Raw genomic sequence first — 13,411 nt, forward strand, 5'->3', positions numbered from 1 at the left:
CATCAATGATCATGAAGCCGGTCACTTCATCGACCCAATAGATGACATCAATCCGACCAGCCACCGGGGTCAGGTCGAGTTGGATCGACATCAACAGAATCAGCAACAGACCCCACCAGAAAATCGGCATCGAGTAACCGGCAAGGGACACGGTCATGACCGTATGATCGAAAATACTACCGCGTTTAACAGCGGCGAAAATGCCTAAAGGAAGGCCAACAGCGATGGCAAATACCGCTGCAAAAAAAGACAGTTCAATGGTTGCGGGGAACAGCGTCATGAACTCATCCATGACCGGTTCGCGGGTAATGAAAGATGTACCCAGGTCGCCGCGAAGAATGTTACCTGCATAAACAAAATACTGTTGCCACAGGGGCTTATCGAGCCCAAGCATGGCTTCGATCTCGGCGCGTTGTTCGGCAGAAAAGCCGCGCTCGCCACCCATAACGGTAACGGGGTCGCCCGGGATCAGATGAATGAGAGAAAACGTCAGGATCGACACACCGATAAAGGTCGGAATGACCATACCGACTCGGCGTAAAATAAATTGGAACATGGGACTACCTGATATCAAGTAAAAAAGACAGCCCCGGGCGGGGCTGTCTTATTAAGGTGAGGCTTAGCTGAGATTACTCAGCCAGATCGACACCGTAGAAGTTATGGGCACCGAATGGGCTCATCTTATAACCAGTCACTTCTTTGCGAACAGGTTCAAAGACAACAGAGTGCGCAATGGTGATCCAAGGCGCCTGCTCTTTGAAGATAACCTGAGCTTCTTCATACAGAGCCGTACGCTCTTCAACGTCTGTTGTAACCTTGGCTTGTTCCAGCAGACCATTGAACTCAGTGTCACACCAGAAGGCACGGTTACCACCAGACTCAGCCGCTGGGCAACCCAGCAGAACGTACAGGAAGTTGTCCGGGTCACCGTTGTCACCGGTCCAGCCCAACATCATGGTTTCGTGTTCACCGTTCTTCGTACGGTCGAGGTATTCACCCCATTCATACGATACGATGTTGGCGGTCACGCCGACTTTCGCCCAGTCTGCCTGAATCAGCTCAGCCATACGCTGTGCGTTCGGGTTATATGGACGCTGAACCGGCATCGCCCAGATGTCGGTTTCAAAACCGTCTGGATAGCCCGCTTCGGCCAACAGTTCTTTCGCCATTTCAACGTCGTAGTCGTAGTCAACGATGTCTTCGTTGTAAGACCACATTGTTGGTGGTATTGGGTTTTTAGCCACTTCACCAGCGCCCTGGTAAACCGCATCCAGAATCGCTTCTTTGTCGGTAGCGATGTTCAGAGCCTGACGAACCAGTTGATCGTCAAACGGTGGCTTCTGAGTGTTGAAGGCCAGGTAACCAACGTTCAAACCGTTAGACTGCAGAACGTTGATGTCTTCGTCTTCCTGCATTTGAGCAACGTCAGCCGGGTTTGGATACGGCATGTGGTGACATTCGCCTTTCTGCAGTTTGGCGTAACGTACGCTGGCATCTGGTGTGATGGAGAAGACCAGACGATCCAGTGGTGACGCACCTTCCCAGTAAGCTTTGTGAGATACGTAACGGATGATGGAATCTTTCTGATACTGTGCCAGAACGAAAGGACCGGTACCGACCGGAATTTTGTCCAGTTGTTCCGGAGTGCCAGCGTCCATATACATGTCGGCCTGCTCAGCAGAGAAGATTGACGCGAAGTCCATGGCCATGTTCGCCAGGAAAGTTGCATCTGGGCTGTTCAGGTGGAACTTGACGGTGTAATCGTCAACTTTTTCAACTTCGTTGATGATGTTTGCCATGTCCATGTAGCCGAAGTAGGAATATTCCTGTCCGCTGACATCGTGGTATGGGTGATCATCCAGTAACTGACGGTTGATCGAGAACAGCACGTCATCGGCGTTGAAGTCACGGCTTGGACGGAAGTCACGTCGCTGGTGGAACTTTACGCCTTTACGCAGATTAAAAGTGTAGGTTTTTCCGTCTTCAGAAACGGTCCAGCTTTCAGCCAGGCCCGGTACAATGCTGGTGCCGCCGCGCTCAAACTCAACCAGCCGGTTGAACATGGTGCGTGAAGACGCATCGAAAGTTGTACCAGACGTATAGAACGCCGGGTTGAAGCCTTCCGGGCTTGCTTCTGAACAATAAACAAATGTTTTAGTAGCCGCGGCTGCACCAGTAGCAAGGGTTGCTGCCATGGTCGCGCTGGCTAAAAGGGTGAGACCTTTCTTCATTATTATGATTCTCCTTTGAACCGGCCTTGGGTTGAAGGGCGGTGTCAGTGAGTTTTGACTCGCGCAATGCTAGAAAGCGCTGTTTTTCTAATCAGGCAAGACTCTCTTGTCTGTGCCAAAGTCAAAATACCTTAAATCAGGTCTCTCAGGCTGGCAAGCTCGGTAACGGATAAACTTAGCTTTGTGTGGACGGGCAGGCTTACAGCAAGTCAGTTCCAATGTGGCAAAAACGACTTGTTTTGGGGCGCCTGGTTATACAGTGTTCAATTCGCGTCCTTCCTTGGTGCAGGGCGTTGGCTGGCCGTTAAAAAGGCTTGAATAGCCTAATATGAACGCTTTAGACTCGGCTCAGCGAAAAACCATGGTTGCGAAGACTGATGATGATGCTACACCCGCCGACTGCACCACGCCCTCCTGCAGTTGGGAAACGTCCCTATGACACGTCAGGCCCTCAGTGAATGGTGTGATGAGTAAGCAGCTTCCCGATATGAACAGGTCGCACAGGGTAAAATGCCCGGTGGGATTATGTTTTGCATTACCCTCAGCGGTTGTTCAGAATGCTTTGCCAATTACAAGAACAATCCGCCGATCGGTCCCCAGCCGGTTTTCCGGATAAAGAGAGAAACGAGGAATTTTTCATGGCAACAGACGTCGCCCCGCTCGTCGTCAGCGATATTCATAAACGATTTGGTGAGCACGAAGTGCTGAAAGGCATTTCGATGGAAGCTCAAAAAGGCGATGTGATCTCTTTGATCGGATCTTCTGGTTCGGGAAAGTCCACCTTTTTACGTTGCATTAACTTACTGGAAGTCCCGACTTCAGGTGACATTCAGGTCCACGGTGAGAACATCAGCTTCAAAACCGATAAACGGGGGGAGCGCATTCCCGCAAACAACCGCCAGGTTGAGCAGATGCGTGCGCGCCTGTCGATGGTGTTTCAGGGGTTTAATCTGTGGTCGCACATGACGGTTCTGGAAAACATCATCGAAGCACCGGTCAACGTGCTGGGCATCAGTAAGGCCGAAGCCATGGATCGTGCGAAAGAGCATTTGGAACGCGTCGGTCTGTATGATCGCAAAGACTACTACCCGGCTCATATGTCCGGTGGTCAGCAACAGCGGGCGGCCATCGCCCGGGCATTGGCGATGAATCCTGAGGTGATGTTGTTTGATGAGCCCACCTCTGCTCTGGACCCTGAGCTGGTCGGTGAAGTATTGAAAGTTATGCGTGGTTTGGCTGAAGAAGGTCGAACCATGATTGTGGTCACCCATGAGATGGCGTTTGCCCGGGATGTCTCTAACCATGTTGTGTACCTGCACGATGGCGTTATCGAAGAGCAGGGTAATCCGAAAGATGTGTTCGAGAACCCGAGTTCTGAACGCATGAAACAGTTTCTGTCTCCGAAGTACTGATCTTGGAGTCGAATGGCGTCCGGGCAATCCCCGGATACCTGAGACAGCGTTTGAACAGGCCATAACCGGACTGTTGAAAGCTGTCTAATTACAAAAATGAGCCAATATAAGGCTCAACTTATTGCAATATGGAGCAAAAAATGAAAAAAACCTTAGTCGCGATTGCTGGTGCCCTGGCACTGACCTCAGCTGTAGAAGCGAAAGATTGGGACACGATCCGAGCCGGTGTTGATGCCCCTTACCCTCCATTCGAATACAAAGCACCGGACGGCACCCTGACCGGTTTTGAAATCGAGCTGGGCAACGAAGTCTGTAAAGAAATTACCGGTAAAGAGTGTGAGTGGGTGATTCAGGCATGGGACGGCATTATTCCTGGCCTGCTGGCACGTAAATACGACATGATCTTCTCTTCCATGTCGATTAACGAAGAACGTCAGAAGCGCGTTCTGTTCTCTGACCCTTACTACACAACCCCTTCGGCTTTCTTCTCGGCCAACGCTTTTGATCCTGCCGATGCAGACGGCAAGCGTATTGGTGTTCAGCGTGCAACCATTCAGGATACCTATGTCACTGAGTTCCTGGATGACGCGGAAATCGTTCGTTACACCACAGCAGACGACATGGTTGTCGACCTGCAAGGCGGTCGTTTGGACGCCATGTTTGTTGATGCACCCGTCGGTCTGGAAATGCTGGGTGAAGACTCCGACATCGTTCAGGTTGGCGACTTCGTGAAAGAGCCAGTCCGTATCTTTGGTGAAGGTGTTGGCGCGGCTTTCCGTAAGCGTGATAAAGACCTGGAAGAAGCGGTTTCTGCTGCACTGGAAAAAGTTAAAGCCAGCGGTAAGTACGACGAAATCATGAACCGTTACTTCGATTTCGATATCAAACTCTGATTCGTCAGACATTGATAGAGACTGATCAGGCACCGGCCTCGGTGCCTGAACGTCCATTTCTTTGTGGTCATTGACGCCCGGTTCGGGAACGTCCATTCAGTGACCACAAAGGAACCGACAAATACCAACGATAAGAGATTCCCTGATGTTTGATTTTGAAGGTTATGGCCCGGGTATTTTCAAGGGCGCGATCCTGACGATGGAGTTGGCCGCACTCTCACTGGTTCTGGCGTTTACGCTGGGTCTGTTAGGGGCAATGGGTAAGCTTTCTAAGAACCGCATGGCGAATGGCGTGGCCACAACCTATACCACCATCATCCGGGGTGTGCCGGATCTGGTCTGGATGATGCTGCTGTATTTTGGCGGCCAGATCATGGTGAATGCCTTTTTTGATTGGTTGTACAACGCGACCGACGGTCAAATCGATATCTTTTTCCCCTTTAATGAGTTCCTCTCTGGTGTGTTGACCATTGGCTTCATCTTTGGGGCCTACATGACGGAAACCTTTCGTGGCGCATTTATGGCCGTTGACGCGGGCCAGATTGAGGCCGGCAAGGCCTATGGCATGTCCAGCTGGCAGATATTCCGCCGTATCAGCTTTCCGCAGATGATGCGTCATGCACTGCCCGGTATTGCCAATAACTGGCAGGTGTTGCTGAAGACCACCGCGCTGGTCAGCATTATCGGGTTGGCAGACATGGTGCGCCTGGCAACAGAGGCGGCGAAGTCGACCGGTGAGCCGTTTAAGTTTTTTATCCCCGTGGCCATTGTCTATCTCGGCATTGCTGCGCTTTCTGATGTCTTATTTAAAAAACTGAATACCGTCTACAGTGCCGGTGTGGTGAAGGGTTAAGTTATGTTCGAGTCAACAATCGATATTTTTACCAACCCGGATACTTATGAGCTGTATTGGGACGGTGCTGTCGTTACCGTGCAGATGGTGTTTCTGTCTTTGCTGATTGGGGGTGCGCTGGCGGTCCCTTTAGCCATCATGCGTACGTCAAAAAATAAACTGATCAACTATCCGGTCTGGGTGTTTACCTACATCTTCCGTGGCACGCCATTGCTGGTGCAGCTGTATCTGATTTATTACGGTGTTGCCCTCATTGAAGGGATACAACAGACCTTTTGGTGGGCAATTTTCAAAGAAGCGTTTTACCCTTGTCTGATTGCTTTTGTTCTGAACACGGCGGCCTATACCACGGAAATCTTCCGTGGTGCGATTGAAGCCACCCCCCGAGGTGAGATCGAAGCCGCTAAAGCCTACGGCATGAGCTGGGGTAAACGTATGAAGAGAATTATTCTGCCGAGCGCATTTCGTCGGGCCATTCCGGCCTATTCAAACGAAGTGGTGTTCATGTTGCACGCCAGTGCGATTGCCTCCACTGTGACCATTGCCGATTTGCTCAATGCCGGCCGGATGATCTACGCGCGCTACTACGCTCCATTCGACGGTTTTATTTTCGCAGCGTTGGTCTATCTGTGCCTCACCTTCGGTATTCTGGCCGTGTTCAAACAGATTGAAAAACGCATGCTGGGCCACCTGCAACCGCGCTGATCTTGTCTTCCGCGTGCCGTCATTTTCGGCATGCGGACATTTCTTTATAATGTTTTCGATCGTCAATAACAGGTTAACGACTGATGACCGCTTTTTTCTTTTCCCCGCATAAAAATATCATTCGCCATACGCTGGCAACACGTGATGACGAGGTTGCGCCGCGTCATGAGATACTTTCCGCGGGAACCGAAGTCACCTTGCTTGATAATGGCATCATCCGGTTTGAACCCAATACGGCGTCCGATACGTCATTGGTGATTTCCTGTGCCGTCCACGGCAATGAGACTGCACCGATTGAAATCGTTTCGGCGATCATTGATGACCTTTTAGCGGAAGATCAGAAATGTGGGCAGCGCGTGCTGTTCATTCTTGGCAATCCGTGGGCGATGGAAGCCGGAACCCGTTTTGTCGATGTGAACATGAACCGACTGTTCTGCGGCGATTGGCAACATCAGGATTTGACCTTGCCTGAGGTGAAACGGGCTGCAAAACTCGAAGCGTACGTGGCGAACTTCTTTGCCGAAGAGCCGGTCACCGCCACGCAGCGATTGCATTACGATTGCCATACGGCCATTCGTGATTCGGCTCGTGAGCGGTTTGCGGTGTATCCCTTTGTTGCCGGGCGGACGTTGCCTGAGACTCAGAAAGCCTTTCTCGACAGTGCCGATGTGCATACGGTGCTTTTGCAACAGCAGGCCGCCAATACGTTTAGCTCATTCACGTCCTTACAACAAAATGCTGAGAGTTTTACGCTGGAACTCGGTAAGGTCCGGCCTTTCGGCGAGAATGATCTGACCCGGTTTGAGGGCATCGATCGGACGTTGCGTCGGCTGATCGCGGGCGATGCGTTACCCGATTCACCGATCAATCCGGTCGATGGTTTTACCGTGCATCATACGATTGAAAAAACCAGTGAGCATTGGGAGTTTTTCGTCGAGGATGACGTCGCCAACTTTACCGAGTTCGCCCCTGGTACAGAAATCTGGCGGGATGGAGACGATGCCTATATTGTCGGCGATGAGCCGGAGTATATTGTGTTCCCGAATCGTGACATTCCCGTCGGGCAGCGAGCCGGACTGATGCTCAGAAAACAGTCCGGCTGACAAATCTCATCGATGTTGGTTCAGTAGCGCTATAAACTGTTCAACATCTTCCTGGCGAGTCTGAAAAGACGTCACCATGCGTACTATGTCTTCGTCGTCTTCAATGATCAGCGATTCCGGGACAAAGTTTCGGGGCCACTCGTAAAACACCGCACCGTCGTCTCTGAGTTGTTGAATCAACGATTTCGGGAGCCGGACAAACAGCTCATTAGCCTTTACTGGCCAGACCAGATGAGTCAAAGGATGTGCTTCAATGGCGTTCGCCAGGCTCTGCGCACATTGGTTCGCCTGCCGGGCCAGGGTTCTCCAGTGATCATCCGCCAACCAACCACAAAACTGGGCACCCATCCATCGGCCTTTGGATAAAAGATGGCCTGAGCGTTTACGATGCTGGACAAAATGCCGGGCCAGAGTCCGGTTGAAAAACACCACGGCTTCGGCCGCCAGGGCGCCGTTTTTAGTTGCGCCCAGACAGAGAACGTCAACTCCGGCTTTCCAGGTCAGCTCGGCCGGTGAGCAGCCGAGTGCTTCCAGTGCGTTGGCAAAGCGGGCACCATCCATATGGACATGCAGACCATGGTCGTGGGCGAGGTTGCTGAAAGCTTTGACTTCTTCGGGGGAGTAGACCTGACCGGACTCGTTAATCTGCGTCAGACTCAAGGCTTTAGGAACCGCATTATGAGGTGGGTGGGCAGCGCCGAGTTCGAGCGTTTCGCGTACGGTCTGCAGGGTCAGTTTGGCTTGTTGAGTGTCGAGCCCGATTAAGCGTGCACCGCCGGTAAAAAACTCCGGGGCGGTCAGTTCATCGTTAATGATATGAGCCTGACCGTGGCAAAGGACGCTGTCCCATGGGTCACACAAACAAGCCAGAGCCATCGAGTTCGCGGCCGTGCCGGTACTGACCAGAAAGACCTCAGCATCGTATTCAAACCAGTCTTTAATGGCTTGCACGGCTCGCGCGGTCCATTGGTCGTCGCCATACGCCGCTTCGATACCCTGGTTGGCTTGTTGTAAAAAAGAAAAAATCTGCTCAGACGCGCCTGCCTGATTATCACTGCCGAAATGCATGGAAGTCTCTGTCTGTCGGTTAAAACGGTACAGTAATTCGAAGTCATCGAATCTGCAATGGGCAGCGGAATGGAGCTGCAGGGTGTCGGGAAAGTCGCTACACTCGACTCAGGTACCTTCCTTTTCCCCGGTGTCAGATGTCGCCATATCTTAAAAATTTCGCGGTCCCGTTAGGCCTGTTCGCAATCTGTGCATTAATCATCGCCCGCTTAGGACCGATCTGGCTGGGTTACGCTGACCTGTTGGTCGCAGCCCCGTGGGTGATTCTGGCGTTAACGATGGTGGTCTCGTTCTACCTGTTGCAATACGGGTTTCTCTATCTGTCGATGCTGCTGTTGGTGCTCTATGGTGTGATTCGCTGGCAGTTGCAAACTGAGTTGGCGCAACCGGACACCTTCGTGTTTTACGTCGTGATAAATCTGTTGTTTCCGTTGTTGCTAATGGGCGTCGTATTGTTGAGTGAGCGCCCCCCTCAGTCAATCTGGGTGTGGGTATTATTTGCGGTTGGCTCATTAATGCTCTGGTTACCATTGGTGCTCAGTGCGCCAACCGTTTTGTCGGCCGTGCCTGATTCATTGTGGTCGGCAGTCTTTGCCGGTTCACCGTTTCCGATTGTGCTTCTGGTAACTTACGTTCCGGTGTTGGCTTTTCTGGCGGCTCTTTACTATCTGAAACCGTCGGGGTTTATCGCCCACAGTTTATTGGCAACACTGGCGGTATTGGGGCTGTTCCTCTGGTTCGATGTTGCGCTGATCAGTTCATTGGTGCTATCGGTTTTGTCATTGAGTCTCGCTGTAGCGCTGGTTCAGGAAGCCTTCATGCTGGCTTACATGGATGAGTTAACGGGCATTCCGGGGCGTAAAGCGTTGCAGAAACAACTGGCGGGATTGGGTCGACGCTATGCGATTGCCATGCTGGATGTCGATCATTTCAAAGCCTTTAACGATACCTACGGTCATGATGTCGGGGATCAGGTGCTCCGTTTGGTCGCCGCCCGGGTTCGGGCTGTCAGTCATGGTGGACGGGCTTATCGCTACGGCGGTGAGGAGTTTACCATTGTCTTTCCCGGTAAAACGGCACAACAGGCCGTACCGGCGTTGGAATCCGTTCGTGAGTCCATTGCTGGATACACCTTGCAACTGCGTCAGGAGGACCGACCCGATGACGATAAGGTGGGCCGGAACCAACGAGGTAAACCCAAAGGTCGGGGCGTCAACGTCACCATCAGTATCGGCGTCGCAGAACCGGCTGATGATCTGACTGAACCGAAGGCGGTGATGAAAGCCGCCGATCAACTGCTGTATAAAGCCAAAAAAGCGGGGCGCAATTGCGTTAAAGCGGCATAAGGGCACCTGTATTAAGTCTGAAAGCCCCTTCAGGCACCGCAGAGCCTCATCAGACTTAATAGAGGTGCCCTTAAGATTTTTGAGTTACAGCAGGATCAGCGTGCCGATGCCGAGAAAGGCAACGAAACCGACAATGTCGGTAACGGTGGTCAGAACGACAGAACCGGACAGCGCCGGGTCTAACCGGAGTTTGTCCAGAATGATGGGGATGACAACACCGGAAAAGGCCGCAGCAACAATGTTCATTAATATCGCCAGCGCAATGATGAAGCCTATCAATGGACTGGAAAACCAGAACGTTACCACGATACCGACAACAAGCGACCAGATGGCGCCATTGAGGCCGCCAACGCGCAGCTCCTTAACCAGTAATGCCTTACGGTTACCACTGCTGACCTGACCCAACGCCAGACCACGAATGATCAGCGTCAGGGTCTGACTGCCGGCAATGCCGCCCATGCTGGCGACAACCGGCATCAGAACGGCTAAGGCAACCACTTCCTGCAGCGTCGCTTCGAACAAGCCGATAAACCAAGCGGCCGCAAAAGCCGTCATCAGGTTGATACCGAGCCAGACAGCTCGGTTTTTGGCACTGGTCACAACCGGCGAGAACAAGTCTTCGTCTTCGTCCATGCCGGCGCCTGCCATGATCTGACCTTCGTAATACTCATTGACAATTTCACTGGCGACTCCGATATCGAGTCGACCCAGTAACGCACCGGACTCATCAACGAGTGGTAAGGCGGAATAGCCGCTGCGCTGTACTTTCAGTGCGGCATCGAGCGCGTTTTCTTCGGCGCGAACCTGGCTGAAATCGGGTTCCACCAGGTCGGTCAGGTGCACATGGTCGGGAGCGCCGATGACCGCCCCAAGACGGACAGCCTGCGAAAAATGCCCGGCGCGATTGACCAGATAAACGGCGTCAACGTACTCCGGCAGTTCACGACGCATCAATCTCAAAGCATCGCGTACTTTGGCATTTTGCGGGAGCACATAAAGATGGTGATCAATCCAATGCCCGGCGAGATTGTCCGCGTATTGCTGGGCGACTTCATAATATTTTCGCTGGCGCTCGTCCATGGCCAGCAAGGCCCGATCCACCAGACGTGGCGGTAGCGATTCAGTCAGTTCAACAAGATCTTCAGCGTCGAGATCCTTAAACAAGGCATCCAGTTCGTCCAGCGACATGGCATCGAGCAGGCTTTCCCGCGGGTCGCTGCGCATTTCAACGAGGATATCGATTCGGCTTTCGGGCGGGATCTGTTGCCAGGTACTCAGTCGTTGTTCTTGTGGCAATGACTCCAACAACAACGCCAGCGCATCAAATTCTTTCTGGTTCAGCAGTTTGCCGAGCAGGACTTCCTGTTCCGGTTTTCCAGCATCGATGACGTCTTCAATGAGGGTGGACAGATCTTCAGCCAAGGACAACGCTCCAGATGATCATAAAGTAGAGGCAGTAATGCACAGTGTAGCGAAACGACGGCGGACTGTCGTGCGTCAGCGTGTGACGGAGGCCACCTGTTGACGCATGATTGGCATGAGTTCGGTTGCCGTTATCTGTTTTACGTTTGCTCGCTGTTGAAGCGCATGAAATCGTTGCAGGCTGCTGTCGTCATAGAAACGCATGCTGTCATCATTACCCGAAGTGACCAACCAAAGATGGCGTGCTTGTTCGGCAAGTGTAAGGTTACCGGCATTCATGGTGCCAATCGGGAAGTCGGTCATCACCGTTATATCGGCTTGCTGGACCAGGCCCTTGGCGGCATCGATATCGGCCGTTTCAATCGGAGCAAAGGTGGGCACCTTAATGTGTTCAACGCCGAGTGCTTCCCACAGCTGGGTGTCTGAGTCCTGATCGTGGCCGATGCCAGCCGTGACACGAACACCCATCTGCAGTAATTGCCGACACAAGGCAACAGTACTGCCGGCGCCGCCGATCAGATGGACATGAAGGGGAACCGGTGTTTGCGATTCGACGAGCGGTAAGACGGTGGTCGTTCCGGTCATTGGATTGCGACTGACCAGTACGGAAGGGCCATACATTCGTTTCATCGTCGCCTGAGTGATGACCTGCTCCGGATCGCCTTCAGCAACCAGTTGACCGTTTTGGATCAGCAGTAATCGATCACAGAAAGCAGCAGCACTGTTCAGGTTGTGAATGGCCACAAGAGCTGAACGACCCTGCCGACATTGCTGATGCAACAGGTTCATCAGTTGCGCTTCATGGCCTATGTCCAGACTGGCGGTGGGTTCATCCAGCAGCATCAGCGGACTGTCCTGCATCAGCATGCGGGCGAAGTGAACCAGTTGACGCTCGCCACCTGATAATTGGTCCAGCCGACGATCAAGCAGGCTGGCGATATCCAACAGGTCGACGATGCGGTTGAGTTCTTGATCCAGCTGCCCACGAGCGAAATGTTTGGTTCGTACGCGACTGTGGGCCCCCAGCATGATGGTCTCACGAACTCGAAAGGCAAAACTCATTTCCTGAGCCTGGGCTAAGTAGCTGATGTGCTGTGCCCGGTCCTGTGCCCGATATTGGCTGAGCGGTTGTTCGTGCAGCCAGATTTTACCTGCGCTTTGTTGATGCAGTCCAACCAGGGTTTTGAGTAAGGAGCTTTTTCCCGCGCCGTTGGGGCCGATGACACCGACCAGCTCGCCCGGATGGACTGACAGGGAAACCTGACTTAACAGTTGGCGGTCATTGATGGTCAGACCGAGCTGTTCGGTTCGCAGTAAGGGCGTGCTCACAGCTGCCCCCTTTGCTGGATCCGGACAATGAGGTATATGAAATAAGTACCACCGATGAGGGCGGTCAACACGCCGACCTTAATTTCGTGTGGGGCAATGATGGTTCGCCCGATCAGATCGGCAAGCAGCACAAACAGGCCACCGCACAGCGCGCTGATCGGCAGTAACCGACGATGATTCGGACCAATCAACAATCTGACTAAATGGGGAATCATTAAGCCAACAAAACCGACGGGGCCCGCAATAGAAATGGCTAAAGCCGTGAGTATGGCACTGGCAAACAGCGTCAGACGCTGCACCCGGGGCACATTCAGGCCCATGCCGTGTGCATTCTCCTCACCGAAGGCAATCAGGTTCAGAGCCTGTCGCTGTCGCATCAGCAGCAGTCCAACCAATACAATTGCCGGTGCCGGCCAAAGCACATGTGCCCACATTCGTCCCTCAAGTCCGCCCATCGTCCAGAACACAAATTGACTGATTTCGTATTGTTGAGCCATTAACAGTGCCGCAGAGGTCGCGCCGGTGAGCAGACTGGACAGAGCCAGTCCGGCAAGAATGACAAACAACAGCTGTTGAAAAAAGGCGGAACGCATCGCCAGCAGATAGACCAGTGTAGCGGTGCTCAATGCACCCACAATAGACGCTACCGGGATCATCAACGGGTGCAACATCGACCAGCCGGTGGTGATGGCAATGACCGCCCCGAGACTGCTGCCAGCACTGATGCCTAAAATATCCGGGCTTGCCAGTGGGTTACGAAACAAGCCCTGGGACGCGGCACCGGCCAGAGCCAGAGCGCTGCCCGCCAGCAAAGCGGCAATCGCTCTGGGCAGCCGGATGTGCAGCAGGATGGCCGTGGTGCGTGGGTACAGTTCCCGAGCCAGCTCCTGCTGTTGCAGGAGGGCCAGCTTCAGAACCGACAGTACTTCAGCAAAAGGCAGAGCAACGGCGCCGGCCGCCAGGTAACCGAGGAAGAGCAAGGGGGTGCATATCAGCAACAAACTGATCAACAGCGGTTGTTGACGATCGGATATCTGCATCATGTGCGG

At 52.9% G+C, this 13,411-nt stretch carries 12 protein-coding genes; 6 read left to right on the forward strand and 6 right to left on the reverse strand.

From position 1 onward, the window contains the following. Together MED297_RS14560 and MED297_RS14565 are read right to left on the reverse strand one after the other, a co-directional pair. Positions 1-556 (reverse strand): ABC transporter permease subunit (locus MED297_RS14560; RefSeq protein WP_008046212.1); only part of this gene is annotated, 556 nt, incomplete at its 3' end. A gap of 73 nt (positions 557-629) precedes the next feature. Further along, on the reverse strand, positions 630-2,231 hold the full coding sequence (locus tag MED297_RS14565) for an ABC transporter substrate-binding protein (protein WP_008046214.1): 1,602 nt from the start codon (positions 2,229-2,231) through the stop codon (positions 630-632). 638 nt (positions 2,232-2,869) lie between these two features. Here MED297_RS14565 and MED297_RS14570 point away from each other — a divergent pair. The 5 genes from MED297_RS14570 (at position 2,870) to astE (ending at position 7,197) form a co-directional block, all read left to right on the forward strand. Further along, a complete protein-coding gene (locus tag MED297_RS14570) occupies positions 2,870-3,643 on the forward strand; it encodes an ABC transporter ATP-binding protein (protein WP_008046215.1) in 774 nt (257 codons plus the stop codon). Between the two features lie 140 nt (positions 3,644-3,783). After that, positions 3,784-4,536 (forward strand): transporter substrate-binding domain-containing protein, encoded by a 753-nt coding sequence (locus tag MED297_RS14575; protein ID WP_040557273.1) that lies wholly within the window; start codon positions 3,784-3,786, stop codon positions 4,534-4,536. 145 nt (positions 4,537-4,681) lie between these two features. Further along, a complete protein-coding gene (locus tag MED297_RS14580; RefSeq protein WP_008046219.1) occupies positions 4,682-5,389 on the forward strand; it encodes an ABC transporter permease in 708 nt (235 codons plus the stop codon). Between the two features lie 3 nt (positions 5,390-5,392). Further along, entirely contained in the window at positions 5,393-6,094 is a 702-nt protein-coding gene (locus tag MED297_RS14585) for an ABC transporter permease (protein WP_008046224.1), read from the forward strand. 83 nt (positions 6,095-6,177) lie between these two features. Continuing rightward, positions 6,178-7,197: a succinylglutamate desuccinylase gene (gene astE, locus MED297_RS14590; RefSeq protein WP_008046225.1), complete on the forward strand. Its 1,020-nt coding sequence runs from the start codon at positions 6,178-6,180 to the stop codon at positions 7,195-7,197. A 6-nt stretch (positions 7,198-7,203) separates the two neighbouring features. On the opposite strand, the gene MED297_RS14595 is transcribed toward astE, so the two are convergent. Then, positions 7,204-8,265: a threonine aldolase family protein gene (locus MED297_RS14595; RefSeq protein WP_008046227.1), complete on the reverse strand. Its 1,062-nt coding sequence runs from the start codon at positions 8,263-8,265 to the stop codon at positions 7,204-7,206. A gap of 137 nt (positions 8,266-8,402) precedes the next feature. Here MED297_RS14595 and MED297_RS14600 point away from each other — a divergent pair, with 137 nt between their 5' ends. Next, positions 8,403-9,611, forward strand: a complete 1,209-nt coding sequence (locus tag MED297_RS14600; RefSeq protein ID WP_008046229.1) for a GGDEF domain-containing protein — start codon at positions 8,403-8,405, stop codon at positions 9,609-9,611. Between the two features lie 84 nt (positions 9,612-9,695). Here MED297_RS14600 and MED297_RS14605 read toward each other — a convergent pair whose 3' ends face one another. From MED297_RS14605 to MED297_RS14615, 3 genes are all read right to left on the reverse strand, one after another. After that, a complete protein-coding gene (locus tag MED297_RS14605; protein ID WP_008046232.1) occupies positions 9,696-11,033 on the reverse strand; it encodes a magnesium transporter in 1,338 nt (445 codons plus the stop codon). Between the two features lie 75 nt (positions 11,034-11,108). Next, positions 11,109-12,362, reverse strand: coding sequence for an ABC transporter ATP-binding protein (locus tag MED297_RS21940; protein ID WP_008046234.1), 1,254 nt, complete (start codon positions 12,360-12,362; stop codon positions 11,109-11,111). After that, entirely contained in the window at positions 12,359-13,405 is a 1,047-nt protein-coding gene (locus MED297_RS14615; protein WP_008046236.1) for a FecCD family ABC transporter permease, read from the reverse strand. Before MED297_RS14615 ends, MED297_RS21940 begins: the two co-directional genes overlap by 4 nt. Between the last annotated feature and the right edge of the window lie 6 nt (positions 13,406-13,411).

This window comes from Reinekea blandensis MED297, assembly GCF_000153185.1.
In the GTDB taxonomy this organism is placed as follows: Bacteria; Pseudomonadota; Gammaproteobacteria; order Pseudomonadales; family Natronospirillaceae; genus Reinekea; species Reinekea blandensis.

Excerpts from the sequence above, each read along its gene's own strand:
- MED297_RS14600 (WP_008046229.1), top strand. The coding sequence starts at position 8,403 with ATGTCGCCATATCTTAAAAATTTCGCGGTCCCGTTAGGCCTGTTCGCA.
- astE (WP_008046225.1), top strand. The coding sequence starts at position 6,178 with ATGACCGCTTTTTTCTTTTCCCCGCATAAAAATATCATTCGCCATACG.
- MED297_RS14565 (WP_008046214.1), bottom strand. The coding sequence starts at position 2,231 with ATGAAGAAAGGTCTCACCCTTTTAGCCAGCGCGACCATGGCAGCAACC.
- MED297_RS14575 (WP_040557273.1), top strand. The coding sequence starts at position 3,784 with ATGAAAAAAACCTTAGTCGCGATTGCTGGTGCCCTGGCACTGACCTCA.
- MED297_RS14615 (WP_008046236.1), bottom strand. The coding sequence starts at position 13,405 with ATGATGCAGATATCCGATCGTCAACAACCGCTGTTGATCAGTTTGTTG.
- MED297_RS14570 (WP_008046215.1), top strand. The coding sequence starts at position 2,870 with ATGGCAACAGACGTCGCCCCGCTCGTCGTCAGCGATATTCATAAACGA.
- MED297_RS14580 (WP_008046219.1), top strand. The coding sequence starts at position 4,682 with ATGTTTGATTTTGAAGGTTATGGCCCGGGTATTTTCAAGGGCGCGATC.
- MED297_RS14585 (WP_008046224.1), top strand. The coding sequence starts at position 5,393 with ATGTTCGAGTCAACAATCGATATTTTTACCAACCCGGATACTTATGAG.
- MED297_RS14595 (WP_008046227.1), bottom strand. The coding sequence starts at position 8,265 with ATGCATTTCGGCAGTGATAATCAGGCAGGCGCGTCTGAGCAGATTTTT.